Consider the following 26,811-nt stretch of genomic DNA (forward strand, 5'->3'; position numbering starts at 1 on the left):
AAGCTGGATGACTACATCCCTTGCGGGCCGCGGTTCATCGCCGCCACCCCGGTACGGCAGATCTCGACCAGCCCGAGCGGTTTCATGATGGCGATGAACTGATCGAGCTTGGAGCCCTTGCCGGTGATCTCGAAGATGAAATGCTCGGTGTTGGCATCGATGACGCTGGCGCGGAATGCATCGGCGAGCCGGAGCGCCTCGACGCGGGCTTCGCCGGTGCCGGCGACCTTGACCAGCGCGAGTTCCCGCTCCAATGGCCGCTCCTGTCCGAATTCCTGCGACCGCACGGTGAGATCGACGACGCGGTGCACCGGCACGATGCGCTCGAGTTGGTGCTTGATCTGCTCCAGCACGTGCGGCGTGCCGCGCGTCACGATGGTGATGCGCGACAGGTGCTTTTCGTGCTCGGTTTCCGAGACCGTCAGGCTCTCGATGTTGTAGCCACGTCCGGAAAACAGGCCGATGACCCGCGCAAGCACGCCCGGCTCGTTGTCGACCAGGACCGAAAGCGTGTGGTTCTCTGGTTTTTCCGTCTCCTTGGCGATGAAATAGGCGGAGCCGGTCGGTTGCAACTGTGCGTTCATGACATCAATCTCGATTTCAAACTTTTGCGCTAATCTGCTGTTTTCGCACAGCTTCCTTGAACCAGGCTACACCAGTTCCCTGCCCTTGGCGTCGATAGCGTTGGCCACAGCTTCGTCCGTCGCCTCGTCCGGCAACAGCATCTCGTTATGCGCCTTGCCGGACGGGATCATCGGGAAGCAGTTGGCGAGCGTCGCCACGCGGCAGTCGAACAGGACGGGCTTCTTGACCCCGATCATCTCCTTGATAGCGTCATCGAGCTCGTCCGGCTTGTCGCAGCGAATGCCGTGGCCGCCATAGGCTTCGGCGAGCTTGACGAAATCCGGCATCGCCTCGGTGTAGGAGTGCGACAGCCGGTTGCCGTGCAGCAGCTGCTGCCACTGCCGCACCATGCCCATATATTGGTTGTTGAGGATGAAGATCTTGATCGGCGCCTCGTGCTGCACCGCGGCGCTCATCTCCTGCATCGTCATCTGCACCGAAGCGTCGCCGGCGATATCGATGACCAGCGCATCCGGGTGCGCGATCTGCACGCCGAGCGCGGCCGGCAGGCCGTAGCCCATCGTGCCCAGTCCGCCAGAGGTCATCCAGCGGTTCGGCTTCTCGAAATGATAGTGCTGCGCCGCCCACATCTGATGCTGGCCGACCTCGGTGGTGATGTAGGTGTCGAGGTCCTTGGTCAGCGCATAGAGCCGCTGGACGGCATATTGCGGCATGATCACCTCGTGGTTCATCTTGTAGGCGAGCGAATCGCGCGCGCGCCATTTGGCAATCTGCTCCCACCAAGGGTGAAGCGCTTTCTTGTCGGCCTTGGCGGTTGCCCGCCACAGCCGCACCAGATCCTCCAGCACATGCCCGACATCGCCGATGATCGGCACGTCGGTGTGGACGTTCTTGTTGATCGACGACGGGTCGATGTCGATGTGGATCTTCTTCGAATTCGGCGAAAACGCCGTCAGCCGCCCGGTGATGCGGTCGTCGAAGCGCGCGCCGATGCAGAGCATGACGTCGCAATCGTGCATCGCCATGTTCGCTTCATACGTGCCGTGCATGCCGAGCATGCCCATCCAGTTCTTGCCCGACGCCGGATAGGCGCCGAGGCCCATCAGCGTCGAGGTGATGGGAAAGCCGGTGAGGTCGACCAGCTCGCGCAGCAGATGGCTCGCCTCCGGGCCGGAATTGATGACGCCGCCGCCCGAATAGATGATCGGCTTCCTGGCGCCGGCCATCAGCTCGACCGCCGCCTTGATCTTTTCCAGATCGCCCTGGACCTTCGGTTGGTAGCTGGTGCGCGGCGCCGTCTGCGGCGGGACATAGATACCCTTGGCGAACTGCACGTCCTTCGGAATGTCGACGACGACCGGACCGGGGCGCCCTGTGGTTGCCACATGGAAGGCCTCGTGGATCGTTGCCGCGAGCTCGTTGACGTCCTTCACCAGCCAGTTGTGCTTGGTGCAGGGCCGCGTGATGCCGACCGTGTCGCACTCCTGGAACGCATCCGAGCCGATCAGCGAAGTCGGCACCTGGCCGGTCAGGCAGACCAGCGGGATCGAGTCCATCAGCGCGTCCTGCAATGGCGTCACCGCATTGGTGGCGCCCGGCCCTGAGGTCACCAGCATGACGCCGGCCTTGCCGGTCGAGCGCGCATAGCCTTCCGCCGCGTGGCCCGCGCCCTGCTCGTGGCGGACGAGGATGTGCTCGACCTCGTCCTGCTGGAAGATTTCATCGTAGATTGGCAGAACCGCGCCGCCCGGATAGCCGAAAACATGCTTGACGCCGTTGTCCTTCAGCGCCTGCACCACCATTTCGGCGCCCGTCATTTCGCTCCTTGGCATTTCGGTTCTTGGCATTTCGCGCCGCTCATTCTGTCCACTGCTCATCGGTCTGGTCCCGTACTGTTCGCCATCTGGCGATTGCTCGTCGTTTAGTCGTGTTTCGGGCAATAAAAAAGGCCCCCGAGGGAGCCTGTGTCTTGCGCATGGGAGGTCATCGCCCGGCGGTTACACCGCCTCGCCCACGCGCTTTCCTACGAGAATGAGTGCCTTTTTCATGGTGGCGGACAATAGAATTGGTTTGACGCCGCTGTCAACGGCGAATGTGCACTTGGCCTGACGTCGGCACATCCGCCCATTGTGCACCCGCGCCGCCTTTCCGCCGCGCGGGTCTTCCGTTTCAGGCGCAGAGCACCACACCCCTCGCCTTGGCCCAGCGCTCGATGATCTTGCGCTCCTCGAGCGAGGCGAGACGATTGCCGAAACCGCGCACCTGCACCGCACGGTTTTGCGGGTCGAGTTCGATCGTCAGCAACCGCTCGATCTTGCCGAGCGCCGAGCGCCGCAGCACCCAGATCGAGGCATTGCCGGCGATGCATTTGGCCGCGTATATCGAGACGCAATGATGCATCGCCCGGCTCTCGGCGACCAGATCCTCGGCTGTTTTCAACTGACGGATGAAGAAACGCTCGCCATGCGCCTTTGCCTCCTTGGTCGACGGCTGCCAGTCCCAATCGTCGAGGCGCGAGCCGTCCCAGGCGCGACCCTGCGACTGCGTCCCGGCAGTATGCGTGGCCCGCCCGGCAGCGCGGCGGCGCATTGCCTCGATGCGTTCGATCGCGGCAATGTCTCGATGCCATTCCAGCATCTGCCGACGCAGCGAGGCGAGCGTGCGACCCTTCAGGCTGTACGCCGCATCGCGCTGGTGCACGGCGCCGATATAGTCGCATAGATCGTCGATCTCCTCCTTCGACGCGGGTTGCCCGCAGAAGAACCGTGTCACCTCGCGCCAGAAGGCCAGATCGTTACGTGGCGTGCGCGCGATTTTCGACTTGGCAAGTCGGGCCGCCAACCCGGAATCATCCGTGTAGGACCGGACGATCGCCACCCAAAATGCCTCGTCGAACGTGAAATCGCCGGGCAAGTTCAAGAAGCAATGCACCTCCTTGCGAGACAGCCACGCACAGGCGCCCGCCTTGTAAAGCGAGTCACCACGCGCCACTGCGATATGCCAAGCCTTGCGAAGCGCAATCTCGCCGGCATTCAACCCCGAGCTGTCCAGCCAGGTCCCCTCGAGCGCGGCTGTAACCGGGTAGCGCGCATAGAGATGACGCGCCGCGGCCAGCCGCAGCCGCGCGGGGTCGCGCGTCTTCAGCTTTGGACGCCACAGCGCGCCGTCGCGGATCGCCATGCCGGCAAAGCCCCGACGTGCCTCGTCGAGCGCCCGCTCGAAATCCGGAGCGGGACGCGGGACGGGAAAAACCCGCCGCAGCGTTACGGCATATGCTTCAATGCGTTCGCGCTCGGCATCCTGCCTGCGCTGGATCATGGACTTTGCCATGGCCGTTCTTCCTGATTGGAACCCTGTCGGCCGCACGCAATTCCAGCGTCGGCACGGAATGTGTCGATCTGGATCGCCGGGTCATTGACAGGTCTCCTTTCAGGACGACGGATCAGAATGGGCGGCTTCTCTAAGCTCGCCGCCAATTTGACGCAAGAGCTATTCTTTCCATGCCCGCGATGGTCTGACGGGTGTTGCAAAGGTGCATCGTTGTCGCCATCACCGTGTCCGGCCGACGCGTTTCCAGTAGATGAGGGTGCCTGTCAGCCCGCCATGCGGCTTCAGCGCATAATCCGGTATTTCGCCGGCCAGCGTGAAGCCGAGCTTTTCATAGAGGCCGGAAGCCCCCTCCTCTTTTGCCGTGTCGAGGACCAACAGCGTGCGGCCTTTCTCCACGGCAACGGCTTCCGCCGCCTCCATCAGGCGGGTTGCGATGCCCTTGCCGCGATAATCGAGGCGGGTCATCAGCTTGGCGATCTCGGCCCGGTGCGGCTGGTTGGGAGGGCAGTCGAGCAGCAAGGTGACGGTGCCGACCAGAGCCTCGCCGTTCCAGGCCCCAAGCACCGCCCTTTCGCCTCTGGCGGCCGCATGAAGCGACCTGTTCCAGAAGGCCGCGGCCATCTCCGGCGCCAGCGGATGCATGAAGCTGACCGAGCCGCCGGCAGCGACTGTCACGATCAGCAGATCCGCCAGCATTTTTTGCGTTCCGTCAGTCCTGGTGAGTGGCCTGATTTCGATCGAACTCATGTGGTTCCCCTGCGCCGTCCGTCAATCGAAATGACTGATCCGCTTCCGCTTCCTGGCCCGCCGGATTTCCGCGATGCGATCGGCGTCTTCCAATTGCAGATGTCGCCCGCGTTCCAGCAGTTCGAGCGTGTATTCCTCATAGGTCAGGCCCAGCCGCTCGGCCTTGTCCAGCCGCATCAGCATGATCTCGCGGCTCGGCACTTTCCATGCCTGGGCATGGGCGGTCCGCCAGGCAAGAAAGACATAGGGGTCGCCCTTGCCCCAGGGCGGACCGTTATAGTCGTGGAGCGGCGGACCGCCATTGTCGGAGCGTTTCGGACGGCGCGCCTTCACCTCAGCTCCTGGCCAACGCAACCAGATACTCGGCGGCGTCCGGCCCCGGAGCGTGAAAGACGCAATCGGATGGCGCGCCGAGCGCCAGGCAGTCGCCGGGTTCGAGCCGGTGAACGATGTCCCCCTCGGTGAATTCCAGCCGCCCGGAGATCAGCCATATCTGTTGCCTAATGAAGGCATAGGACGCCGCCGGGAAACTTACCTTGGCGCCGGCCGGCAACTGGATCCGGATCAGTTCGAGGGGCATGTCGGAGACCGGCGAAAGATGCCGCCGCACATAACCCGTAGCCGGATCGCGCCAGAGCGGCTGGTCACGTTCGCGAAGCAGGCCACCGCCCTGCAATTCCGCCCTTGCGATCAATGTGGACAGCGTCATGCCGAAGGCGGCCGCAATGCGCACAAGGAGTGCCGCCGTCGGGCTGGTCATGCCGCGTTCTACCGTGCTCAGCATGGCTTTCGAAACATCGGACCGCTCCGCCAGCTCTGCCAGGGACCAGCCTCGAGCCACTCTTTCGGCATGTATTCTTCTGCCGATGGTCGAGGAGATGTCGTTCGCTATATCATCCATTAATCCAATATATCGAAATTTTTCTACGGAGCAACGGCCGTTTCATCCATTTTTCGCAAACTCCTTAATGTCCGCTAAACCATCCGGCCTCATCCCACCTTAACCCCGTTCGCCTAGGCTCATCGCTTGGGAAAAGGGATCGGCGTGTCCATGCTCGTTGAACGCGAAGCCTCCATTGGGGAACCGACTTTGCTGGAGCGCCGCAGGGCCGAGCAGAACGACAAGCGCATTCTGGGCAATGTCGTGCAATGCGACGGCGCGCGCGCCACCATCAGCGCCTATGCCGACGATATCGAAGGCACGGTCACCGGCCTGTGGAGCGTCGGCAAGATGATCTCGATCAATCTCGGTACATCACGAACCGTCGGCCTGGTCTATGAAATCGCCAAGTCGGATCGTGCCTGGAGCAGCGAGGGCCAGAATCCGATCGAGGTCAGCATCGAATTGATCGGCGAGGTGCGCGACGGTGCCGAACCCGGCGCGAAGCCGATCTTCGACCGTGGCATCACAACCTACCCGCATATCGGCGCCATTGCCCATCGTATCCGCAGCCGCGACCTGCAGGCCGTCTACGATCTCGCCGGTCGTCATTCGATCACCATCGGCACGCTGTCGCAGGACGAGGCCATCGACGCCAATATCGCCATCGACGATACGCTGGCGCGGCATTTCGCCATTGTCGGCACCACCGGGGTCGGCAAATCGACCGCCGTCTCGCTGCTCTTGCGCAAGTCGATCGCCGCCCGGCCCGACCTGCGCGTGCTCATCCTCGATCCACACAACGAGTTCGCCGCGTCGTTGCCCGAATATTGCGTCAGGGTCGATTCGACGACGCTCGACCTGCCCTTCTGGATGTTCAAGCTAGAGGAGTTTGCCGAGGTGCTGTTTCGCGGCCGCGAGACGGTTCCGGAAGAGGTCGACGCCTTGCGCGATCTCATTCCCGCGGCCAAGAACCTCTACCGCAATCCGAACTCCGGCAACTATCTACGGCGCAGCACCGATGCGCTGACCGCCGACGCGCCGGTGCCCTATCGCATTGCCGACCTCATCAAGCTGGTCGACGAACGCATGGGATTGCTGGAAAGCAAGAACGATCGCCCGACCCTCAGGTCACTGAAGACACGTATCGAATCGGCGGCATCCGATCCGCGCTACCGTTTCATGTTCAACTCGCGCCTGATCGAGGACACCATCCACGAGACGATCGGCAACATCTTCCGCGTGCCGCATCACGGCCGCCCTGTGACCTGCTTCGAAATGGCCGGCATGCCGTCCGAGGTGGTCAATTCCGTATGCTCGGTGCTGGCGCGGCTGGCCTTCGACCTGGCGTTGTGGAGCGAAGGCCGCCTGCGGCTGCTCTTCCTGTGCGAGGAAGCGCATCGCTATATGCCGGCCGATCCGCGCCTCGGTTTCGCGCCGACGCGGCACGCGCTGTCGCGCATCGCCAAGGAAGGCCGCAAATATGGCTGTTATCTCGGCGTCGTCACCCAGCGCCCGGGCGAACTCGACCCGACCATCCTGTCGCAGTGCTCGACGTTCTTTGCCATGCGGCTCGCCAACGAGCAGGACCAGGCGATCATCCGCTCGGCGATCGCCGACTCCTCGGCTTCGACGCTGGCGTTCCTGTCTTCCATGGGCCAGCGCGAGGCCATTGCCTTCGGGGAAGGCGTGGCGACGACGATGCGGATGAAGTTCGAAAAGCTCTCCGAGGATTTGATCCCCGGCACCGCCAAGCGCGCGGACGCCTTGCGGTCCGAAACCGGCGACGAGGTCGACCTCGTGGCGATCGTCGAACGGCTCCGCAACGTGCCGAAATCACAGCAGGCAATGCCTTTCGCGGAAGTCGTCGATCCGGGCCGGCAGGCCGGCGATTCGGACTATCGCAAGCCGTCGGCCGCACGCACCCAGCGGAACGACGATTTCGACTTGCGCTACGGCCTCAAGCCGGCGACCTTCGGCCTGCGTCCCCCAGAATGATTGAGCCGAGCGACTTTTAGGCAGCGCTCGCAGATATCAAAGCTGAGTTTCGATGGCTGTCTTGTCTATGATTGACCACACTTGGCGAATTTTCCCTCTCTGAAACTCATAGAATACGTTCTCGGCAAACGAAATTCTCTTCCCGCTTACATCGAGCCCAAGGAACGTTCCCCTTGGCGCGCAGTCGAAGCTTAGCCGGCTCGCTATATAAGGCGGATCGGCAACCAATAGCTGAATGTCGAAGTAAAGGTCCGGAATTTCGTCGAAGTCTCTCACCAACATTTCGAGATAGCCGGACAATCCGAGCTTGCGATCGTTGTGGGTCACTTCATCATGAACAAACCGCCCCAGATTTGGCCAATCCTGCTTGTTCAGGCATGCAATATAGCCTCGGTAAAGACCGGAGAGATCGGATTTAGTCACGGCAACACCTCTATTTCCGGCAAGCCCCGCAAAAGCAGCATCTCAGCTTGACTGGGTGACGTCGGTCTGCGTGCACCGGAAACGCAGAAAACGATACCAGACGGCCGGCATCACGAATTCAATGACGGAATTTCAGGCACAGACGCGGTTGCGCCCTTGCCTCTTCGCCTCATAGAGCTGGCGATCGGCGCGGCGATAGAACTCCTCGGCGGTTTCCTTGCGATCCCAGACGGCAAGCCCGACGCTGGTGGTGATTTTCAGTCGGACATTGCCCGTCAGCACCGACATGTTGGCGATCGCCTTGCGGATGCGCTCCGCGAATTTGGATAGCAGCTCGGCGTCCATATTGGGCGTGACCACCGCGAACTCCTCGCCGCCCAGGCGCGCCACCACGTCGTGATAGCGTGTCATGTCCTTGAGACAGTTGGCGACCGCCCGCAACACCTCGTCGCCGACATCGTGGCCGTGGCTGTCGTTGACCTGCTTGAAATGGTCGAGGTCGAGGATCATCAGCCCTACTGGTTTCTCGATGCGACGGAACTCTTCGAGATATTCCTTCAGCGCATCGTCGAAATAACGCCGGTTCTGCATGCCGGTGAGGCTGTCGGTGAGCGCCGCATGCTCTAGCGTCTCCGAACGCGCGCTGAGCGAAACGGTCATGGCGCGCAGCTTGCCTTCTTCCGTCGCCTGCTTTCGGATCAGCGGGTAGATGAAGAAAATGCCGAAGAACAGCGCAGTCGCCAGCAGCACGCCCGTCGCAAACAGCAGCTTGTTGAGATAGACGATTTCATCGAGTTCCGAAGGCGTATTGCTAATGTCGGCGGCCAGGGTTTGCAGGAGCCCATAGGCGTAAAGCGTCACCAGGCCGGCGGCCAGGATCACAAAAATAAAGACGAAAAAGGCTGATTCCGCCTTGTGGAAACGCATCTGCTCCCCGTTGGAAAGTTCGTAACGATCTTATGGCATGCGGGAACTTACGGACAGTTAACCTGGACAACTTCAACGCGAAATGTCCCCTCGGTGTCGACTTTTCAGGTTGCGCTCGAATGAGGGAGTGAGAGCATCGAGTCGATCCCCTCACCAGGACGCAATCTCTGCCATTCCGGGCCCAATTGGTGCCTGAACCAGGTCGCCTGCCGTTTGGCATATTGCCGCGTCGCGATTTTCGCGCGCTCGATGGCCTCGGGAAAACTGAAGGCGCCGGCCAGCGCGGCCTGAAGCTCGCGAACACCGATTGCTTTCATCGCCGGCAGGTCGGGATCGAGGCCGAGCGCTGAAAGCTGTTTCACCTCGTCCAGTGCCCCCTTGTCCAGCATGCGGTCGAAGCGAGCATCGATCCGCTCCACCAGCGCCGCTCGCTCCGGCTCGATGACGAAAAAGCGCGCGCTGCTCCTGTCGATCAACGGCCGGCCACGCGCGGCCTGCCAGTCCAGGATGGAACGCCCCGACGCGTCGAGCACCTCCAGCGCCCGCACGATGCGCTGGCCATCCGTCGGCTTAAGCATCATGCCGGCCGCAGAATCCTCGCGCAACAGGATGCGGTGCAATCTCACTGCGCCCTGTTCCTGGAGCTCGTAGCGCCAGCGATCGCGGATCGACTTCGGAATGTCGGGCATCTCCGAGATACCTTCCGTGAGCGCCCGGAAATAAAGCCCGGTACCGCCGACGAAAATCACTGGCCGCTCCGAGAGCGTGCCGTCGTCGATGAGCTTCGTGACATCACGCAACCAGGCGCCGGTGGAATAGGCGGTGGACGGATCGACGTGTCCATAAAGAAAGTGGGGGACGCGGGCGAGTTCGGCAGGACCAGGCCGCGCCGTCAGCACGTCGAGCACCGAATAGCCTTGCATAGAATCGGTGTTGACGATGACACCGCCATTGCGCTCGGCGAGGTCGAGTGCGAGCGCCGACTTGCCGCTGGCGGTCGGCCCGGCTATCAGGATCGCGTTCTTCACGCGGCCTTCGCCCGCCTGTCCGCTGGAATTTTCGATGCCGCTGATCGCCACGCTTCTATCCCATCCCGCCGGCCGCGCATTGACGCCGACGCTAGCGAATATGGCCTCGCGGTCGGTCGGCGCAAGCGCTGTTCGCTGGCTGGCCGAAGGCATCGCCTGCGAACTCGACTTGCCGGAGACCGCCGACGCTTCCGAAATAACGGCGCGCCTGCAGGCCGCGCTTGCTTCCGAACCGATCGACGTGGCCGTCCAGCCGGCTGAGAACAGGCGCAAGAAGATCCTGATCGCCGACATGGATTCGACAATGATCGACCAGGAATGCATCGACGAGCTTGCCGACGAGATCGGCGTCAAGGATCGCGTCGCCGCCATCACGGCGCGATCGATGAACGGCGAGATCGCATTCGAGCCGGCCTTGCGCGAGCGTGTGGCGCTGCTCAAGGATCTCGATGCCGCAATCATCGACCGCATCATCGACAATCGCCTGACGCTAGCCTCCGGCGGCCGCACGCTCGTCCAGACAATGGCGGCCAATGGCGCCTGGACGGCGCTGATCTCCGGTGGTTTCGACATCTTCACCACCCGCATCGCAGCATTGCTCGGCTTTCACGAAAATCGCGCCAACCGCCTGATCGAGCAGGATCGCCGCTTCACCGGCTTGGTCGCCGAACCGATCCTCGGCCGCGCCGCCAAGGCCGAAGCCCTTATCGAGATTTCCGCCCGCCTCGGCCTGACGCCTGCCGATGCCATTGCCGTCGGCGACGGCGCCAACGATCTCGACATGATCCGTCTTGCCGGCATCGGCGTCGCCTTGCACGCCAAGCCGGCCGTGGCAGCCGAGGCAAAGATCCGCATCGACCACGGCGACCTCACCGCCTTGCTTTATCTGCAGGGTTATCGCCGGGAGGAATTTTTCGAATGACGCCGATCCGCACCGAGCGCCTGATCCTGCGCAACTGGGGAGATCGTCACCGCGAGCTCTTCCATCGCATCAATTCCGACGAGCGCGTCATGGAATTCTTTCCGTTTCGGCGCGACCGTGCCCAGTCGGACGCCAAGATGGAGGAGTTGCGCGCGGCTATCGATCGCGACGGCTTCGGCTTCGCGGCCGCTGAGATCGCAGCCACAGGTGAATGCATCGGCTTCGTCGGCATAACCGAACCGATCATTTGCCATTCCTGCCGCCCGGCACGATCGAGATCGGCTGGCGGCTGGCACCCGAATTCTGGGGCCGCGGCTATGTCACCGAAGCAGCCGAAGCCTGGCTCACCTATGGCTTTGAAAGACTTGGCCTCGACGAAATCGTGTCCTTCGCAGTCAAGGATAACAGCCGGTCCACTGCCGTCATGGAGCGCCTGGGCATGATCGCCGACCCGGCCTCCGACTTCGACCATCCCGGTGTTCCGGACAGCCACACCGCACTCAGGCGACATGTCTTCTACAGGCTGCCACGCACAGACTGGCAGGCAAGAAAAAGGGCGGCCCGCTAGCCGCCCTTTTTCGTTTCAAGATCAGAGTGTTGCAGGCTCTTCCGGACTCAATCCATCCGGATTGTCACAAACCTCAGCTCGCCGGTCTTCGACGCCAGCATCAAAAGCGCGTTCTTGCGCCCCTGCTCCTTCAGCGCGCCGATCCGGTCCATGACGTCCTTGGGCGTTGCGACCGATTCCTGCGCAATCTCGGTGATCACTTCGCCCGGCTGGATGCCGCGTTCGGCAGCCGCCGAATCCTTGGAGACGTCGGTCACGACGACGCCGGAGACGTCGGCGGCAATGCCGAACTTCGTGCGCGTCTCCTCATTGAGCTCGCCGATCGTCATGCCGAGCACGGCAGCCGTCGAAACCGCAGGCGCCTTGTCGGCATCGTCCTGGTCGGTGTTGCCGTTTTCACCGCCGCTGGCAAGCTTTTCGCCGTCCTCGAGCCGGCCGAGCGTCACCTTGACGGTCTGCTCGACCCCTTTGCGCACGATGATCACGTCGACCGCCTTGCCGACCGGGCTCTCCGCCACGACGCGCGGCAGGTCGCGCATTTCATGGATGTCCTTGCCGTCGAATTTGATGATGACGTCGCCGGCCTGGATTGTGCCGTTGTCGACCGGCCCGCCCTTGATGACGCCGGCGACCAGCGCGCCCTTGGCGGTCGCCATGCCCAGGCTTTCGGCAATGTCGTCGGTCACCGGCTGGATGCGCACGCCGAGCCAGCCGCGCCGCGTCTCGCCGAACTGGCGAAGCTGGTCGACGACGCCCGAGGCAAGCTGCGACGGGATCGAGAAGCCGATGCCGATCGAGCCGCCCGATGGCGAGATGATTGCCGTGTTGATGCCGATGACCTCGCCGCTGCTGTTGAACAGCGGTCCGCCGGAATTGCCGCGGTTGATCGCGGCATCGGTCTGGATGAAGTCGTCATACGGGCCGGAATTGATGTCGCGATTGCGTGCCGAGACGATGCCGACCGTCACCGTGCCGCCGAGACCGAACGGATTGCCGATCGCCATCACCCAGTCGCCGACACGCATCGTGTTGGAATCGCCGAACTTCACCGCCGTCAGCTTGTGCCCTTTCGGATCGACCTTCAGCACCGCGACATCGGTCTTGGTGTCGGTGCCGACCAGCGTCGCCTTGAGCGTCACCCCATCGGAGAAATTCACCTCGATGTCGTCGGCATCGGCAATGACGTGGTTGTTGGTCACCACGATGCCCTGCTCGGCGTCGACCACGAAGCCGGAGCCCAGCGACTGCACCTTTTGCCCGCCGCCGCCCTTGTCGCCGCCACGGTTCTTGAAGAAATCGTCGAAGAATTCCTGGAAGGGCGAGCCCTCCGGCAGCTGCGGCATCGGCACTGCGCCCGGCCCCTCAGTGCCTTTAACAGTCTGCGACGTCGAGATGTTGACCACGGCGCCAAGCAGGCCGGCGGCGAGATCGGCAACCGAGGGCGGCCCGTCGGCTGCCATCGTCGGCGCCACGAACGACGGAACGGCAACGGCGCCGACCAGAAGCGCAGCGGCCCCGGCGATGAACGTCCGCCTCGCTGCACGCAGAAGGGTGGTGGATGTCATCGAAAGGCCTCCGGGTGTTCTGAAAAAAAACCGCTTCGGCAAAAATGCCGGTCCGCGTCATGTTGGCAAGAAATAAGGCACGTTTGCGGCTATGGCTACCGCCAGAGAATAAATCCTCTGTTACGCCGGCTATCCCTGCACCGGCCCTACTGGCCGGTGCTTGGCTGCGCTGCCGGTGCGGCGGGAGCGGCAGGTGCTGGCGCTGGTGCCGCCGGTGCCACAGGCGTTTCCTTGCTGTCCGGGTCGCGGAAGAAGCGGAAGAACTCGGAATTCGGCGACAGCACCATCGTCGTTCCGGCGCTGTTCAGCGCCGTGCCATAGGCATTCATCGACCGATAGAAATCGAAGAAGGCCGGATCGCGCTGATAGGCCCCGGCAAACGTGGCACTGCGCTGGGCTTCACCTTCACCGCGCAGGATTTCAGACTCTTTTTGCGCTTCGGCGACGATTTCGACCACTTCGCGGTCGGCGCGAGCCCTGATCCGCTGCGCTGCCTCATTGCCTCGCGCCCTCAGCCGCTCGGCTTCGGCGAGACGTTCGGCCTTCATGCGATCGAAGGTCTGCTGCGAGACTTCGGCCGTGAGATCGGTGCGGCGGATGCGGACATCCTCGATCTGCAGGCCAAGCGAGGTGGCATCGGGCCTCAGCTGATCGCGCACCTCGCGCATCATCACCGCGCGCTCTTCCGAGAGCGCCGCCTCGAAGTCTCGCAGGCCATAGACGCGGCGCAAGGCGGCGTCGAGACGCGTCCTCAGCCGGGCCTCGGCCAGTTCGATCTGGCCGGACACCGCGGCGCGGAACACGCGCGGATCCGAGATACGATAGGCGATAAAGGCATCGACCTCATAGAATTTGCCGCCCGAAACCTGGACACGGATGTTGTCGAGGTCGAAGCGCAGGACCCTGTTTTCGATCAGCTGCACGGTGTCGGCATCGAAGAAGGAGAATGGCGCCTTGAAATAGATGCCCGGCTGGTTCTTGACGTCGACGATTTCGCCGAACCTGAGCACCAGCGCCTGCTGGCGCGCATTGACGACGAAGACCGACGAGTAGAGCAGGAACAGGATGACCGCGGCGATGACCGCAATGACGGGAAGACGGTTGGCCATCACTGGTTTCCTCCGGTGGCCGGTGTCGGCGCCTTCTGCTGCAATGCCGGCAGCGGCAGGTAGGGAACGACCCCTTGCCCGTTGCCCTGCTCGACGATGACCTTGCTCGAATCCTTCAGCACCCTCTCCATCGTTTCCAGGTAGAGTCGCTTGCGCGTCACCTCCGGCGCCTTGGCATATTCGTCATAAACCGAGATGAAGCGCTGCGCCTCGCCTTCGGCCTCCTGCACGACCCGGTTTTTGTAGGCGGCCGCGTCTTCGCGGATCTGTGCGGCCGCACCGCGTGCCTGGCCGAGCTTCTGATTGGAATACTGATTGGCCTGCTCGACGAACTTGTCCTCGTCCTGCTCGGCGCGCTGCACCTCGTCGAACGCGTCTGCCACCTCGCGCGGTGGCGCGGCGTCCTCGATCGAAATGGCGTTGACGTTGAGGCCGGCCTTGTAACCATCCAGCGTCGTCTGGATGATCTCACGCACCGACGCCGCGATGCCTTGCCGGTCGTCGCGGAAAATGTCCTGCGCCGGGCGCCGGCCGACCGCTTCGCGCATCGCGCTTTCGGCGACCTGCTGCAGCATGCCGTCCGGGTCGGACACGTCGAACAGATAGGCCTTAGGGTCGGAGACCTGATAGGCCACAGAGAACTGCACATTGACGATGTTCTGGTCGCCGGAAAGCATCAGGCCATTGCCGCTGGAACTGCCGCCGCCGATACTGACAAGCTGCTCGGCGATGTTGGCGGTCTCGACCGTTTCGATGGGCCACCAATGGAAATGCAGGCCAGGCTGCGACAGCTCCGCCTTCGGCTTGCCGAACCTGAGTTCCACCGCAACTTCGTCGGGCTGCACGGTGTAGACCGCCTTGAACGCCCATAGCACCACCAGCGCCGCGGCAATCAGCCCGAACACGGCAGGGCTCGCGCCACCGCCGCCCGGCAGCGCGCGCCGCAACCTGTCCTGCCCGCGCCGGATGATATCCTCGAGATCGGGAGGCGAGCCCTGCGGGCCGCTGGGTCCTTTTGGTCCCTGACCCCAAGGCCCCTGATTGTTGCCGCCGCCCCACGGGCCGCCGCCGCCGCTCTTGTCGTTCCAGGGCATGAATGTCCTTTCGCTTGGAATTCCCTCAAGCGCCGGCTCACCGGCGCAAAATCCAATATTATTATTCTATAGGGATGCAGCGGCACGCTTTCAACGCGATCGGCTGCCGCCACTGTCCGCCTTTTGGGTCCATCTAGACCTGTCGCGACCCCTTTGTCGCCTTCAATGCACGTCGCGGCGCCGCTCGTAAACCGAATAGCGTGTCGCATGGCTGTCCTTTTCGCCAGCCTCCACCTCCTGCGAGCGGACGATCCGCCACAGCGCCGGATCGATCGGCGGGAAATGGGCATCGCCGTCGACCGCGGCCAGAACATGGGTCACGTGCAGCCGATCGGCCAACGGCAGCGCCTGAGCGTAGATCTCGCCGCCGCCGATGACGCAGATCTCGTCGGCGCCGGCCATGCAGCGCCCGCGCACCGTCGCCAGCGCGATTGCGTCCTCGATCGAGTGCGCGACTTCGACGCCCTCGGCGCGCCATGCCCTGTCTCGTGTCACCACGATGTTGAGCCTGCCCGGCAATGGGCGGCCGATGCCTTCATAGGTCTTGCGGCCCATGATGATGGGCTTGCCCATCGTATCGGCTTTGAACCGCTTGAGATCGGTGGACAGCCGCCACGGCAACCCACCCTCGCGCCCGATCACGCCGTTCTCGGCGATGGCGACATAAATCGCGAGGTCCATCAGCCGCCGTTTCCGCCATCGGATGGCTCCAGCAGCAATATGTCGATATCGTGCTCGGGGTAGAAGTTCTGCGCCTTCATCTCGAACGTCGTCGGTCCGATCTTCCTGACGTTTTCGCCGCAAAACGAGACCAGGTTCTTCGGATCGCCCTTGTCGACGGTCAGCTTGAACGTGCCGATGTTTCCCGAGGCCCAGTTGCCGCCCGTGGTCAGGATATAGGCGATGCGGTTCTCGAAATATTTGGGGTAGCCGTCGGGATCGTCCTTGGCTGCCTTGCGCACGGCATTCTCGAAGGCATCGTCCATGCAGTAGCGTGTCTTGTAGGCGGCATACTGACCCTGGAACTGGCCGTCATAGAAGAAGCTGACCGAGGAGGTGCCGCCGACGCTCGGCTTGTAGCGATGCGAGACATGGACCGCCTTGTTGGCCGGAAACGTCGAGCGCCACCAATAGGTCGAGCGCAATTGCCAGAACGGCGTATAGACGGTCTTCATGCCCGAACCGTCGTCGGCAGTGTCCTCGATGATGAGGCCGCGGTTGACCCAGTCGTCGGCGACCGCTTGCGGCAGCTTTGCCAGCGCTGCCTTGGCCGCATCGCCGAACGGATAGAACGGCACGCCCTGCGCCTTCAGGTCAGCGCCGATGTCGATGCCGAGCGCGAACACCTTCTGCTCGAGCTGCAGCTTTGCCGGCACCCCGTCGATCGTCACTTCGAAGCCGAGGAAATTGTCGCTCTGCGCCTCCGGAATCGCCGGTATTTCTTCGGGGTCGCCTTCGATGTCGGGCATCGGAAAGGCGACGATCGCATCGACATTCTTGTCGGTGTTGTTGCGGAAGACGTAATCGACCATCACTTTTTCCGGCGAGATGTAGAGATCCTCGCTTTCCATCGCCACCGCATCGCTGCGCGAAAGGATCAGCCCACCGGTGCCGAGTTCGGCGACCGAATCATTGGCGAGCGCAGGCGTAGCCGAGAGCGCCAAGGCTGCGGTCAGGACGTAACGGAACATGGAAGCTCCCCCGGCGAGATGCCAATATGACTCTAGCTGTTCAATGTGGCGTTTCAAAGCCTTTCGGCAAATGCGCCGGCGCCTGCCGGCATGTCGTGTCGGTCTAGACACGCCGGTCCCGATCGGGCAGGAGTTCGCCCATGCGCAAGCTTCTCGTCATCGGCATCGGCGCCGGCAATCCGGAGCACATGACGGTCCAGGCCATTAACGGTCTCAATCGGGCCGACTTGCTGTTCATTCCCGACAAGGGCGCCAAGAAGAACGATCTCTCCGAATTGCGCCGCCAGATCTGCGACCGCTTCGTCATTAATCCGAACTCGCGCCGTGTCGAATTCGAGGTGCCGGTGCGCGCCGAGCCGGCGCCTTCCTACCGCTCGACCGTCGACGACTGGCACGAGGCGATCGCCGCGATCTACGAAGGCCTGATCCGCGACGAACTCCCTGAAGATGGCTGCGGCGCCTTCCTGATCTGGGGCGATCCGTCGCTCTACGACAGTGCGCTGCGCATCCTCGAGCGCGTGCGCCTCAGAGGCAATGTAGCGTTCGAGCTGGAGGTCATCCCTGGCATCACCGCCATCCAGGCACTCGCAGCCAGCCACAAAATGGCATTGAACCGGATCGGCGACGCCATTTTGATCACCACCGGCCGCCGGCTCGCCGAGGAAGGTCTGCCCGAAAACGCCGGCAGCACCATCGTCATGCTGGACGGCAAATGCGCCTTCAACACGCTGGACGACAACGACGTCACCGTCCACTGGGGCGCCTATCTCGGGACGCCCGACGAGATCGTCATCTCGGGCCGGATTGGCGACGTCGGCGACAAGATCGTGAGCACCCGTGAGCAGGCCCGCCGGAAAAAAGGCTGGATCATGGACACCTATCTGCTGCGCAAGCCGGGCGAGCCTAAGAAGTAACAGGGATCACACGCGGCATGAATTCCGCCGGCGTCACGCTGCGTCGATCTCGGCCTGCAGCGCCTCCATATGCGCCGCCGCTGCTGAAGACGCAGCCCGCTCGATCGCGCGGAAGCGGCTGACCACAGCAAGCCCGACCGACGTCAACTGGGCGCCACCGCCTTTTTTGCCGCCCGTCTGTGCCGCAACCAGCGGCTTGCCGAACACGCGGTTCATGTCTTCGACCAGATCCCAGGCGTGCTTGTAGGACATCTCCATGCCGCGTGCCGCGGCCGAAATCGAGCCGAAGGCGGCGATCTGTTCCAGAAGCTCGATCTTGCCCGGTCCGATGCGGCCATCTGGATCGAGATTTATCCGCAAACTCAGCGACGGCATTTGCTCCTCCGCGGTGACGCCATTCTACAAGTTCTGCAGCGATACCGCTATTCTAAAACGATATAGCGAATCATCGGCCGTTCACTCATCCGCCTCGGCGGGCAGGCCGGCGCCGGTATTCGCCCGGTCGAAGCTCACCGTCTTGACCACGGCGAAGACCTGTCGACCAAGCCGAAGCCCCAGTGTCTGCCGCGACTGTTCGGTGATGCGGGCAAGCACGGTTGCGCCATTGCAGTCGAGGCCAATCTCGACCGTAGGCCCTTCGCCCGGCTGTATCGCCACGATCGTGCCCGGCAATATGTTGAGCGCGCTGAGGCCAACCGGCTGCTCGGTGGCGATCATCACGTCGCGGGCACGGATGCGCACGCGCACCGGCGCAGCGACTGGCGTTGCCAGAAGCGGCACCCGGATCTCGCCCGCCAATGAGCCTAGCACCGTCATGCCAAAGGCTTCGTCGTGGCGCAGAACCGCGGTATCCAGCACGGCACCGCCCTCGCCGCGCTCTTCGGCCGGCAATAGATCCAGACGCTGCATGATCGCTCCGGTCGGACCGGAAGCGGCGACCTTTCCTTGCATCAGCACCACGACGTCGCTCGCCAGCCGCGCCACTTCGGCGATCGAGTGGCTGACATAGACGATCGGGATTTTCGTCTCGTCGCGCAGCCGCTCGATATAAGGCAAGATCTCGGCCTTGCGCCCCTCGTCGAGCGAAGCCAGCGGCTCGTCCATCAGCAGCAATTTCGGACTGGCAAGCAGCGCCCTGCCGATTGCCACACGCTGCTTCTCGCCACCGGAGAGTTTTGCCGGCCGCCGGTCGAGCAAATGGCCGATCCCGAGCAGTTCGACCACGCCATTGATATCCGCGTAACGCTCGGCAGCCGGCGTGAACCAGCGGCCATAGCGCAGATTGCTCGCCACGCTCATATGCGGAAACAGCCGTGCATCCTGGAACACCATGCCGATCCGCCGTTTGTGCTTCGGCACGAACAGACCGGCATCGCTATCGACCAGCACGCGGCCCTCGGCCGCGATACGACCTTTGTCGGGGCGGATCAGCCCGGCAATCAAATTGATCAGCGTCGTCTTTCCGGAGCCGGAAGGCCCGAACAGCGCAGTCAGCCGCCCGGCGCTCTCGAAGCGGGCATTGACGGCGAAATCGCCAAGCCGGTGGCTGATGTCGACCTGAACCGTCATTCGATGTCCATCCGCCGGCCGACGCGCCGCGCCAGCACTTCCGAGGCAACAAGTGCCGCCATCGAGATGACGATCGAGATCAGCGTCAGCCTGAGCGCGCCGGCGTCGCCGCCGGGAACCTGCGTGAAAGTGTAGATCGCCGACGGTAGCGTCTGCGTCTCGTTCGGAATGTTGGAGACAAAGGTGATCGTCGCGCCGAATTCGCCCATCGCCTTGGCGAAGGAGAGGATCGCACCGGCGATCAGCCCGGGCAGGATCAGCGGCAGCGTGATCGTGCCAAATACCCATAGCGGATTGGCGCCGAGCGTGCCTGCGGCCGCCTCGATTTTGCGGTCGACGGCCTCGATCGACAGCCGGATGGCCCGCACCATCAGCGGAAAGCCCATCACGCCGCAGGCGAGCGCGGCGCCAGTCCAGCGGAAGGAAAAAACGATGCCGAAATGTTCGGCCAGGAAAGCGCCGGCCGGACCACGCTTGCCGAAGGTCAAAAGCAGCAAATAGCCGGTCACCACCGGCGGCAGGATCAGCGGCAGATGCACCAGACCATTGAGCAGCGTCTTGCCCCAGAACTGGCCGCGGGCAAGCACAAGAGCGATCAGAATGCCCGGCGGCAGGCTGGCAATCATCGCCACGGTCGCCACCTTGATCGACAGCCGGACCGCATTCCATTCGTCGGGAGCGAGATCCAGCAGCCAGTTCATGTGCGGTGCCGTACGTCAGTTGCTCGGCGCGAGGATTGTAAAACCTTGCGCCTTGAAGAGTTCGCCAGCCTTGGCGGATTGCAGGCATTTCAGGAATGCCGGGGTATCCCTGCTCTTCGAATCCGCAAGCTGGGCGACTGGATAGATGATCGGCGGATGGGTACCCGCGGGGAAAGTGCCGACCACCTTCACGCCAGGCTCCGCATGCGCATCCGTGGCATAGACGATGCCGAGTGCTGCCTCGCCGGTCGATACCAGTTTTAGAGCGGCGCGGACATTCTCGGCCTGCGCCACCTTGCCTTCGACGGAAGACCAGACACCGAGCGATTCGAGCGCCGCCTTGCCGTATTTGCCGGCTGGCACTGCCTTGACATCGCCCATGGCAAGTTTGCCGTTACCGACCAGCCCGGCAAGATCGAACCCCTTTTCGATCCTGGTCTCGACCTTGGAATCCCGCGGAGCAATCAGCACGATCTGGTTACCGAGCAATTTCACTTCGGTGCCGGGCTTGGTCAGCTTCCTGTCGGCAAGATATTTCATCCAGTCGAGATCGGCCGAGATGAACAGGTCTGCCGGCGCGCCGCTTTCAATCTGCCTGGCCAGCGCCGAGCTCGCCGCGTAGGAAATGGTTGCCGCCTCGCCGACATCGGCCTCGCAGGCCTTGTTGACGGCATCGAGCCCGTCCTTCAGGCTCGCTGCGGCAAACACGACCACCTTGTCATCGGCATGGGCCGCCGGCACCGCGGCCATCAGGATGGCGGCGAGACCCGCGATGGCAATCGTCGTCGAACCTTTGCGCGCCAGCATGAAACTCTCCTCGTCTCGGAACGCCCGAAGGCGTCCATCGATATATTCATGTGAACATAACAAGGAAAGGCTCTTTACCGGCGACGGCATTCTGAACCGAGGTTTTCCCGGCCTGCGACAATCGTCGTTGGATACAGCGGCGTCGAAGCCGAAGGAAATATTCACATGAAATCAGCGACCCGGGATTGGGCGTGAGGTCGACGTCTGCCGATCGAGATGGATGCTGACAACGCCCGAGGGCGCAGCCGCAGTAGGCAATGTCGATATGCACGGTCAGCTATGGTGCTAGACCGCGATCGGCGCCTTGATCGTCGCGTCGGCGAAATAGTTCTCGAGCCGGAAATCCTCGAAGCGGAAGGCAAAGAGATCCTTCACCTCGGGATTGATCCACAGCGTCGGCAACGCCTTGGGCGTGCGCCGCAATTGTTCGCGCGCCTGCTCGAAATGGTTCGAGTAAAGATGCGCGTCGCCGAGCGTGTGGATGAAATCGCCGGGTTTCAATCCGGTCACCTGCGCCACCATCAGCGTCAGCAACGCATAGGAAGCGATGTTGAACGGCACACCGAGAAAGATATCGCCCGAACGCTGGTAGAGCTGGCAGGAAAGCTTGCCTTCCGAAACATAGAACTGGAACAGGCAGTGGCAGGGCGGCAAGGCCATGGCCTCCACCTCGGCCGGGTTCCACGCCGAAACGATCAGCCGCCGCGAATTAGGATTTTTGCGTATCTCCTTCAGAAGATTCGCAATCTGGTCGATGGCGCCGCCATGGCCGTCCGGCCACGACCGCCATTGTTTGCCATAGACCGGGCCGAGATCGCCGTTCTCGTCGGCCCACTCATCCCAGATCGAGACGCCGTGATCGTTGAGATATTTGATGTTGGTGTCGCCGGCCAGGAACCACAAAAGCTCGTGGATAATCGACTTCAGGTGCAGCTTCTTGGTGGTGGTGACCGGAAAGCCGCGGGCCAGGTCGAAGCGCATCTGGTAGCCGAATACCGAGCGCGTTCCGGTGCCGGTGCGGTCGCCGCGATCGGCGCCGTTTTCCAGCACATGCTTCAGAAGGTCGAGATACTGGCGCATCGGCTCCGGTCCGATTCGGGTTGTCAGCCATCATAGCCGAATGACCGTCGGCCGAACACAGCAAAGCGAGACGATTCCAGCAGAAGCCTCACCAGCACCGGCGGCGAGGTTGCTCAGAGCGAGCCGAGCATGCCCAGATCCTTGGCGACGAGGTAATAGAATGTCACCCGGCTCTTGCTGTTGTCGGCCGCCATAGCCTTGCAGGTCTTTTCGATAGCCGCATCCGCCTTGGCACCGTCGGTGACGCCGAGCTTGCCGGCGACCCAGCTGTTCCTGACGCGCTTCAGTTCCTCCGGGTCGGTGCAGGACACCAGCGAGGAATCGCGGTTCCTGAGCGCGATGCCCAGATGCTTGACGATCTTGGCGACCGCGTCGGCATCCGCCGCCGCATCATATTTCTTTACGTCTGCGAGATAATCGGCCATCGAATTTCCCCTCGTCGGCGCCACGGGATCCGGTCAGTGAGGATCGTGGCGCGCTGCCGCAAGTATGCGCTAGGTCTCCTCACCGCCACAAAGCTTCGGTTGAGACCGGCTGCAAGTCAACCCCTTGATGATCCACTTTGACACGGACGAAAGTGGCATTCCGGCCTTTCATTTTCCACCGTCAGTCCCTATATTCGCCTCGTCGGCTCGACCGACTATGGCGATAAACAGGCGATGAAATAAGCCGTTCGGACCCGGGGGCGGTACCCGGCGCCTCCACCAAAAACCGCTGCTCAGGAGCGGCTTTTGCTGGGGGCGAAATAGGATCGACGAAGGTGTAAAGATCGTACTTTTGCCCGGCATTGTACCACCGTTATCGGGCTAAACTTATAGTTGCCAACGACAACTATGCGGAAGCACGTCTCGCCGCGTAAGCGGTGCGATAGCTTCAATTCAAGCCCTAGTGGTTCGCACTTCTAGGCGGGGTTCGGAGGTACCTGGCAACAGAAACCTCCATTTCTCCCTCTTTTGGTATGCGCAGCCGCAGGCTCGCCCGATATGTGCAGCTGCAGGCCTGGGCTTTTTACGCCCTGGCGCCGCGGCGTTCATACCAGTCCCTGGCTGATCGTTTCGATCGCGCTGCCAAAGGTCTCGTCGGTGGCCTCATGTGACAGAAGCATCTCATTGTGCGCCCTGCCCGTCCTGATCATCGGAAAACAATTGGCGAGCTTGGCAACACGACAGTCAAGGAGCACCGGCCGGTCCACATCGATCATTTCCTGGATCGCATCATCAAGGTCGGCTGGTTTGTCGCAGCGCAGGCCGACCGCTCCGAACGCCTCGGCCAATTTGACAAAATCGGGCAAGGCCTCGGAATAGGAATGCGCGAGGCGGTTGCCGTGAAGAATTTGCTGCCACTGGCGAACCATGCCCATATATCCGTTGTTCAGAATGAATATCTTGATCGGCGCGTCGTACTGGACTGCCGTCGACATCTCTTTCATGGTCATCTGAACCGATACGTCGCCAGCGATATCGATGACGAGGCCGTCCGGATGTGCGATCTGCACGCCCAGCGCCGCCGGCAGGCCGTAGCCCATCGTCCCAAGGCCGCCCGAACTCATCCAGCGGTTCGGCTTTTCGAAGCCGTAGAATTGGGCCGCCCACATTTGATGCTGGCCCACTTCAGTGGTGATGTATGTGTCGCGATCCTTCGTCAGCGCGTAGAGACGCTGCACCGCGTATTGCGGCATGATCACGTCCTTGTTCATCTCATAGGAGAATGAATTGCGCGCGCGCCAGCCGGCGATCTTTCTCCACCAGTCCTGAAGGCCGCTTCCATCCGGTTTCTGAGGCAATGCGCGCCACAGACGAACCATGTCCCCCAGAACATTGCCGACATCGCCTTGTATGCCGATATCGACGTGGACGTTCTTGTTGATCGAGGACGGATCTATATCGATATGGATCTTCCTGGAGTTGGGCGAAAAAGCATCCACACGCGAGGTCACGCGGTCATCGAAACGCGCGCCGATACAGATCATGGTGTCGCAATCGTGCATCGCCATGTTCGCCTCATAGGAACCATGCAGGCCGACCATCTTGAGCCAGTTCTTGCCTGAGGCGGGGTAAGCTCCAAGGCCCATCAGCGTCGAGGTGACCGGAAAGTCGGTCAGTTGAACCAGTTCCTGGAGCAATCTCGATGCTTCCGGGCCGGAATTGACGATGCCGCCGCCGGCATAAATAACGGGACGGCTGGCATTGGCCATCAGTGCTATCGCCTGGCCGATCTTGCCGATATCACCCTGCAGCTTCGGTTGATAATTTTTCAGCGCAGCAACGTCCGAAGGCGGCGTGTACATGCCCGACGCAAACAGAACATCCTTTGGCATGTCGACGAGAACAGGCCCCGGTCGCCCCGACTGGGCGATGTGGAATGCCCTATGGATCGTCGAGGCCAGGTCGTTGACGTCTTTGACGAGCGAACTGTGCTTAGTGCAGGATCGCGTGATGCCAATCGTGTCACATTCCTGAAAGGCATCGGAGCCGATCAATGTTGTCGGCACTTGTCCGGACAGACAGACGATCGGCACTGAATCCATCAGCGCGTCCTGCAGGGGCGTCACGGCATTTGTCGTGCCTGGGCCTGACGTGACCAGCATCACGCCGACCTTGCCCGTGGACCGGGCATAACCCTCGGCGGCATGGCCGGCGCCCTGTTCATGGCGCACGAGGATATGCTTGATGTCGTCCTGCTGGAATATCTCGTCATAGATCGGCAATATGGCCGCGCCGGGATAGCCGAAAATATGCTCCACACCATTGTCTTTGAGTGCGCGGAGAACGATCTCCGCTCCTGTCATGCGGTTGCTCGTATGCTGAATGGAATTATCGCTTGTCATGGTTCTGTCCCGTAGCGTGATGAGGATGGGTTGACGGGGCATCGCCGAAATCGGGCGTAAGAAGAATTTCGGGCATAAAAAAAGGCCCCGTCGGGAGCCTGTTTGTCGCGCACGGACGGCTGTCGCCGGATGGTTACACCATCCTGCCCGTGCGCTTTCCTACCACTGCAAGAACCATTGCGATCTTCATGATGATCGCTGCTACACAGAAAATCGCGCATCGTCAACGTCTCAGGCTGAGGCGTCTCAGAGGCGAAAGCCCAAGGGCCTCCCATCATCGGAACCTCCGATGGCAGCATTCGTTTCTTCCCGTTTCCCTTCTTCCACGCCTTTGCGGGACAAGGCCTCAGTTTCTCGCCGCGTGTGGTCATGCCCGGCGAGCTGCCTCATGGAGAGATAAGATGAACCAGGAAACCACACCGAAACACGAACGCATCCTGATCGTTGGCGGCAGTTCCGGCATGGGGCTGTCGCTGGCCGAACAGCAGCTTGCCGCCGGCGCCGAGGTTACGATCGTCGGCCGCTCCGAGGACCGGTTGTCGGCCGCACGGCAGCGCGTGCCTCACCCCGAAGGGCTGAGGACGATCGCAGCCGACGTCACTAGCGAGGACGAGGTCCAGCGCCTGTTCCAGGATGTCGGCACGCTCGACCACATCGTCTCGACCGCCGCCGACGTTACCGGCGTCTATGTGTTGCTTCCCGAGATGGATATCTCGGTGGCGCGCAAAGTGATGGATTCCAAAGTCGTCGGGCCGCTTCTTCTTGCCAAGCATGGCGCGCCTCGTCTGACGCCCGGGGGATCGATCACGCTGACCTCGGGCATCGCCGCCTATCGTCCGGCGGCGAAAGGCTCGGTGGTGGCAGCCGTTAATGGGGCACTTGGCTCACTCGCTTACGCGCTTGCCGTCGAACTGGCGCCGATCCGCGTCAACGTCGTCTCGCCGGGCTGGGTCGACACGCCGATTTGGGATGCCGTCGTCGGCAGCGGAAAGGCGGCCGCGCTGGATGCCATGGCAAAGCGTCTGCTCGTCGGCCGGATCGGCCAGGCAGCCGACATTGCCCAAGCCATCACGTCCCTCATGCACAACGGCTTCATCACCGGAACCGTGCTTCATGTCGATGGTGGCCAGCGGCTGGTCTAGTGACGGCCAGACCTCGCGAACCATTGCGAGGAACAGCCGCATGACCGGCGCTTGAATGCGCCGGTGGCGCCATACCATGGTGACCGGCGTCACCGGACTGCTTCCGACCCAAGTCAGCACGACGAGATTGGCGTCAGCCGCAGAAGCCACGAGACGCGGAACCAGCGCGCAGCCAAGACCGGCTGCGACAAGGCCCCGTATCGCACCCATGCTGGCGAACTCGCCGACGAGTTTTGGACGGTCAGGCAACATTGCGGCAAACGTTTCGTCGAACATCCGCCTATAGACGCAACCGGGCTGGGTCACGAGGAAGGCCTCGTCAGCCAGATCGTCGGGCGTTATGGCAGAATATCCGGCCAACCGGTGATTTGCCGGCATTATGGTGACGAGCTCTTCTACTGCCACTTGCTCGCTTCGCAGCTCCGGCGCCGCCGCCGGGACGGCTCCGAAATGGAAAGATACGTCCAGCGCCCCGCTTGTCACGCCGGCACGCAACCCACTGCTATCGTCCGCCCTGAGGTTCAGTTCCACATCGGGATGGCGCCGATGGAATTCCGCCAGCAGAGCTGGTAAGCGTGTCGAGCAAAGCGTCTCCAGGCCGCCGACAGTCAGGCGACCGGCAACCGTGCCGCTCGCGTCGGCGACTGCGGAACGGGCTTCGTCCGCGAGGTCGAGGAGATCGTTTGCGTAGTCCAGCAGGCGTTGTCCCGCCGCCGTCAGCTTCAAGCCACGCCGTGACCTGTCGAACAGCGACGTGCCCAGATCGCTTTCCAGCGCCTGGATCTGTTCGGTCACGCTCGATTGGGCAAGATGAACCCGCTCGGAGGCGCGTGTGATGTTCGAGGTGGTGGCGACCGCCACGAAGGTTTTGAGATGTCGAAGCTGCATGTCCTGAACCCGTCAT

At 62.3% G+C, this 26,811-nt stretch carries 25 protein-coding genes, 1 other RNA gene and 2 pseudogenes; 6 read left to right on the forward strand and 22 right to left on the reverse strand.

Annotation, left to right across the window (positions count from 1 at the left end; genetic code table 11):
* Positions 1–11: 11 nt before the first annotated feature.
* The 6 genes from ilvN to NKJ91_RS16960 form a co-directional block, all read right to left on the reverse strand.
* Positions 12–584, reverse strand: coding sequence for an acetolactate synthase small subunit (gene ilvN / locus NKJ91_RS16935; protein WP_023676680.1), 573 nt, complete (start codon positions 582–584; stop codon positions 12–14).
* 66 nt (positions 585–650) lie between these two features.
* Positions 651–2,402 carry an acetolactate synthase 3 large subunit gene (locus NKJ91_RS16940; RefSeq protein ID WP_352456507.1) on the reverse strand — a complete coding sequence of 584 codons (1,752 nt, stop codon included), beginning with the start codon at positions 2,400–2,402 and terminating at the stop codon, positions 651–653.
* A gap of 352 nt (positions 2,403–2,754) precedes the next feature.
* Positions 2,755–3,915, reverse strand: coding sequence for a PcfJ domain-containing protein (locus NKJ91_RS16945; protein WP_352456508.1), 1,161 nt, complete (start codon positions 3,913–3,915; stop codon positions 2,755–2,757).
* Between the two features lie 219 nt (positions 3,916–4,134).
* Positions 4,135–4,662, reverse strand: coding sequence for a GNAT family N-acetyltransferase (locus tag NKJ91_RS16950; RefSeq protein WP_352456509.1), 528 nt, complete (start codon positions 4,660–4,662; stop codon positions 4,135–4,137).
* A 21-nt stretch (positions 4,663–4,683) separates the two neighbouring features.
* A complete protein-coding gene (locus tag NKJ91_RS16955; RefSeq protein WP_352456510.1) occupies positions 4,684–4,995 on the reverse strand; it encodes a hypothetical protein in 312 nt (103 codons plus the stop codon).
* 1 nt (position 4,996) lies between these two features.
* Positions 4,997–5,563, reverse strand: a complete 567-nt coding sequence (locus tag NKJ91_RS16960) for a helix-turn-helix domain-containing protein (protein ID WP_352456511.1) — start codon at positions 5,561–5,563, stop codon at positions 4,997–4,999.
* Positions 5,564–5,713: 150 nt separating this feature from the next.
* Here NKJ91_RS16960 and NKJ91_RS16965 point away from each other — a divergent pair, with 150 nt between their 5' ends.
* Entirely contained in the window at positions 5,714–7,540 is a 1,827-nt protein-coding gene (locus NKJ91_RS16965) for an ATP-binding protein (RefSeq protein WP_352456561.1), read from the forward strand.
* Between the two features lie 36 nt (positions 7,541–7,576).
* Here NKJ91_RS16965 and NKJ91_RS16970 read toward each other — a convergent pair whose 3' ends face one another.
* The 3 genes from NKJ91_RS16970 to miaA form a co-directional block, all read right to left on the reverse strand.
* Positions 7,577–7,963, reverse strand: coding sequence for an ester cyclase (locus NKJ91_RS16970; RefSeq protein WP_352456512.1), 387 nt, complete (start codon positions 7,961–7,963; stop codon positions 7,577–7,579).
* Positions 7,964–8,095: 132 nt separating this feature from the next.
* The gene (locus tag NKJ91_RS16975; RefSeq protein ID WP_023676688.1) at positions 8,096–8,890 is read right to left on the reverse strand and encodes a GGDEF domain-containing protein; all 795 of its coding nucleotides are present in this window, start codon (positions 8,888–8,890) and stop codon (positions 8,096–8,098) included.
* A gap of 104 nt (positions 8,891–8,994) precedes the next feature.
* Positions 8,995–9,963, reverse strand: a complete 969-nt coding sequence (gene miaA, locus NKJ91_RS16980; protein WP_352456562.1) for a tRNA (adenosine(37)-N6)-dimethylallyltransferase MiaA — start codon at positions 9,961–9,963, stop codon at positions 8,995–8,997.
* On the opposite strand from miaA, the gene serB reads away from it, so the two are divergent.
* Positions 9,953–10,840: a phosphoserine phosphatase SerB gene (gene serB, locus NKJ91_RS16985; protein WP_352456513.1), complete on the forward strand. Its 888-nt coding sequence runs from the start codon at positions 9,953–9,955 to the stop codon at positions 10,838–10,840. The two genes, miaA and serB, sit on opposite strands and share 11 nt — an antisense overlap.
* A pseudogene (locus tag NKJ91_RS16990) lies at positions 10,837–11,408 on the forward strand (GNAT family N-acetyltransferase). The gene serB and the pseudogene NKJ91_RS16990 overlap by 4 nt, the downstream one beginning before the upstream one ends.
* 47 nt (positions 11,409–11,455) lie before the next feature.
* Here the strand turns inward: NKJ91_RS16990 and NKJ91_RS16995 are convergent.
* The 5 genes from NKJ91_RS16995 to NKJ91_RS17015 all read right to left on the reverse strand — a co-directional run bounded on the left by NKJ91_RS16995 (position 11,456) and on the right by NKJ91_RS17015 (position 16,867).
* The gene (locus NKJ91_RS16995) at positions 11,456–12,973 is read right to left on the reverse strand and encodes a DegQ family serine endoprotease (RefSeq protein WP_352456514.1); all 1,518 of its coding nucleotides are present in this window, start codon (positions 12,971–12,973) and stop codon (positions 11,456–11,458) included.
* Between the two features lie 146 nt (positions 12,974–13,119).
* The gene (gene hflC / locus NKJ91_RS17000) at positions 13,120–14,082 is read right to left on the reverse strand and encodes a protease modulator HflC (RefSeq protein ID WP_352456515.1); all 963 of its coding nucleotides are present in this window, start codon (positions 14,080–14,082) and stop codon (positions 13,120–13,122) included.
* Complete coding sequence (gene hflK, locus NKJ91_RS17005; protein ID WP_352456516.1) at positions 14,082–15,176, reverse strand: FtsH protease activity modulator HflK; 1,095 nt, start codon at positions 15,174–15,176, stop codon at positions 14,082–14,084. The genes hflC and hflK overlap by 1 nt, the downstream gene beginning before the upstream one ends.
* A 162-nt stretch (positions 15,177–15,338) precedes the next feature.
* Positions 15,339–15,857: a dihydrofolate reductase gene (locus tag NKJ91_RS17010; protein WP_023676694.1), complete on the reverse strand. Its 519-nt coding sequence runs from the start codon at positions 15,855–15,857 to the stop codon at positions 15,339–15,341.
* Positions 15,857–16,867: a DUF4424 domain-containing protein gene (locus tag NKJ91_RS17015; protein ID WP_352456517.1), complete on the reverse strand. Its 1,011-nt coding sequence runs from the start codon at positions 16,865–16,867 to the stop codon at positions 15,857–15,859. The genes NKJ91_RS17010 and NKJ91_RS17015 overlap by 1 nt, the downstream gene beginning before the upstream one ends.
* A 140-nt stretch (positions 16,868–17,007) precedes the next feature.
* Here NKJ91_RS17015 and cobF point away from each other — a divergent pair, with 140 nt between their 5' ends.
* Positions 17,008–17,781, forward strand: coding sequence for a precorrin-6A synthase (deacetylating) (cobF, locus tag NKJ91_RS17020; RefSeq protein WP_352456518.1), 774 nt, complete (start codon positions 17,008–17,010; stop codon positions 17,779–17,781).
* 33 nt (positions 17,782–17,814) lie between these two features.
* On the opposite strand, the gene NKJ91_RS17025 is transcribed toward cobF, so the two are convergent.
* The 6 genes from NKJ91_RS17025 to NKJ91_RS17050 form a co-directional block, all read right to left on the reverse strand.
* Positions 17,815–18,156 carry a winged helix-turn-helix domain-containing protein gene (locus NKJ91_RS17025; RefSeq protein WP_023676697.1) on the reverse strand — a complete coding sequence of 114 codons (342 nt, stop codon included), beginning with the start codon at positions 18,154–18,156 and terminating at the stop codon, positions 17,815–17,817.
* An 81-nt stretch (positions 18,157–18,237) separates the two neighbouring features.
* Positions 18,238–19,350 (reverse strand): molybdenum ABC transporter ATP-binding protein, encoded by a 1,113-nt coding sequence (modC, locus tag NKJ91_RS17030; protein WP_352456519.1) that lies wholly within the window; start codon positions 19,348–19,350, stop codon positions 18,238–18,240.
* On the reverse strand, positions 19,347–20,051 hold the full coding sequence (modB, locus tag NKJ91_RS17035; protein WP_023676699.1) for a molybdate ABC transporter permease subunit: 705 nt from the start codon (positions 20,049–20,051) through the stop codon (positions 19,347–19,349). The genes modC and modB overlap by 4 nt, the downstream gene beginning before the upstream one ends.
* Positions 20,052–20,066: 15 nt before the next feature.
* Positions 20,067–20,858, reverse strand: coding sequence for a molybdate ABC transporter substrate-binding protein (gene modA / locus NKJ91_RS17040; protein WP_352456520.1), 792 nt, complete (start codon positions 20,856–20,858; stop codon positions 20,067–20,069).
* Positions 20,859–21,143: 285 nt separating this feature from the next.
* On the reverse strand, positions 21,144–21,938 hold the full coding sequence (locus NKJ91_RS17045) for a thymidylate synthase (protein WP_023676701.1): 795 nt from the start codon (positions 21,936–21,938) through the stop codon (positions 21,144–21,146).
* Positions 21,939–22,051: 113 nt separating this feature from the next.
* Entirely contained in the window at positions 22,052–22,363 is a 312-nt protein-coding gene (locus NKJ91_RS17050) for a DUF2853 family protein (RefSeq protein ID WP_023676702.1), read from the reverse strand.
* Between the two features lie 162 nt (positions 22,364–22,525).
* Here NKJ91_RS17050 and ssrA point away from each other — a divergent pair.
* Positions 22,526–22,881: a transfer-messenger RNA gene (ssrA, locus tag NKJ91_RS17055) on the forward strand.
* 87 nt (positions 22,882–22,968) lie between these two features.
* Here the strand turns inward: ssrA and NKJ91_RS17060 are convergent.
* Positions 22,969–24,765 (reverse strand): acetolactate synthase 3 large subunit, encoded by a 1,797-nt coding sequence (locus tag NKJ91_RS17060; protein WP_352456521.1) that lies wholly within the window; start codon positions 24,763–24,765, stop codon positions 22,969–22,971.
* A gap of 401 nt (positions 24,766–25,166) precedes the next feature.
* On the opposite strand from NKJ91_RS17060, the gene NKJ91_RS17065 reads away from it, so the two are divergent.
* On the forward strand, positions 25,167–25,907 hold the full coding sequence (locus tag NKJ91_RS17065) for an SDR family oxidoreductase (protein ID WP_352456522.1): 741 nt from the start codon (positions 25,167–25,169) through the stop codon (positions 25,905–25,907).
* A gap of 66 nt (positions 25,908–25,973) precedes the next feature.
* Here NKJ91_RS17065 and NKJ91_RS17070 read toward each other — a convergent pair.
* Positions 25,974–26,795 (reverse strand): annotated as a pseudogene (locus tag NKJ91_RS17070) (LysR family transcriptional regulator); the annotation flags it as partial.
* Positions 26,796–26,811 lie beyond the last annotated feature (16 nt).

Source organism: Mesorhizobium sp. M0040 (genome assembly GCF_040323505.1).
Classification (GTDB): domain Bacteria; phylum Pseudomonadota; class Alphaproteobacteria; order Rhizobiales; family Rhizobiaceae; genus Mesorhizobium.

Coding starts and splice junctions, on each gene's coding strand:
- ilvN (WP_023676680.1), bottom strand. CDS start 584: ATGAACGCACAGTTGCAACCGACCGGCTCCGCCTATTTCATCGCCAAG.
- NKJ91_RS16940 (WP_352456507.1), bottom strand. CDS start 2,402: ATGACGGGCGCCGAAATGGTGGTGCAGGCGCTGAAGGACAACGGCGTC.
- NKJ91_RS16945 (WP_352456508.1), bottom strand. CDS start 3,915: ATGGCAAAGTCCATGATCCAGCGCAGGCAGGATGCCGAGCGCGAACGC.
- NKJ91_RS16950 (WP_352456509.1), bottom strand. CDS start 4,662: ATGAGTTCGATCGAAATCAGGCCACTCACCAGGACTGACGGAACGCAA.
- NKJ91_RS16960 (WP_352456511.1), bottom strand. CDS start 5,563: ATGGATGATATAGCGAACGACATCTCCTCGACCATCGGCAGAAGAATA.
- NKJ91_RS16965 (WP_352456561.1), top strand. CDS start 5,714: ATGCTCGTTGAACGCGAAGCCTCCATTGGGGAACCGACTTTGCTGGAG.
- NKJ91_RS16975 (WP_023676688.1), bottom strand. CDS start 8,890: ATGCGTTTCCACAAGGCGGAATCAGCCTTTTTCGTCTTTATTTTTGTG.
- serB (WP_352456513.1), top strand. CDS start 9,953: ATGCCGCTGATCGCCACGCTTCTATCCCATCCCGCCGGCCGCGCATTG.
- NKJ91_RS16995 (WP_352456514.1), bottom strand. CDS start 12,973: ATGACATCCACCACCCTTCTGCGTGCAGCGAGGCGGACGTTCATCGCC.
- hflC (WP_352456515.1), bottom strand. CDS start 14,082: ATGGCCAACCGTCTTCCCGTCATTGCGGTCATCGCCGCGGTCATCCTG.
- hflK (WP_352456516.1), bottom strand. CDS start 15,176: ATGCCCTGGAACGACAAGAGCGGCGGCGGCGGCCCGTGGGGCGGCGGC.
- NKJ91_RS17010 (WP_023676694.1), bottom strand. CDS start 15,857: ATGGACCTCGCGATTTATGTCGCCATCGCCGAGAACGGCGTGATCGGG.
- NKJ91_RS17015 (WP_352456517.1), bottom strand. CDS start 16,867: ATGTTCCGTTACGTCCTGACCGCAGCCTTGGCGCTCTCGGCTACGCCT.
- cobF (WP_352456518.1), top strand. CDS start 17,008: ATGCGCAAGCTTCTCGTCATCGGCATCGGCGCCGGCAATCCGGAGCAC.
- NKJ91_RS17025 (WP_023676697.1), bottom strand. CDS start 18,156: ATGCCGTCGCTGAGTTTGCGGATAAATCTCGATCCAGATGGCCGCATC.
- modC (WP_352456519.1), bottom strand. CDS start 19,350: ATGACGGTTCAGGTCGACATCAGCCACCGGCTTGGCGATTTCGCCGTC.
- modB (WP_023676699.1), bottom strand. CDS start 20,051: ATGAACTGGCTGCTGGATCTCGCTCCCGACGAATGGAATGCGGTCCGG.
- modA (WP_352456520.1), bottom strand. CDS start 20,858: ATGCTGGCGCGCAAAGGTTCGACGACGATTGCCATCGCGGGTCTCGCC.
- NKJ91_RS17045 (WP_023676701.1), bottom strand. CDS start 21,938: ATGCGCCAGTATCTCGACCTTCTGAAGCATGTGCTGGAAAACGGCGCC.
- NKJ91_RS17050 (WP_023676702.1), bottom strand. CDS start 22,363: ATGGCCGATTATCTCGCAGACGTAAAGAAATATGATGCGGCGGCGGAT.
- NKJ91_RS17060 (WP_352456521.1), bottom strand. CDS start 24,765: ATGACAAGCGATAATTCCATTCAGCATACGAGCAACCGCATGACAGGA.
- NKJ91_RS17065 (WP_352456522.1), top strand. CDS start 25,167: ATGAACCAGGAAACCACACCGAAACACGAACGCATCCTGATCGTTGGC.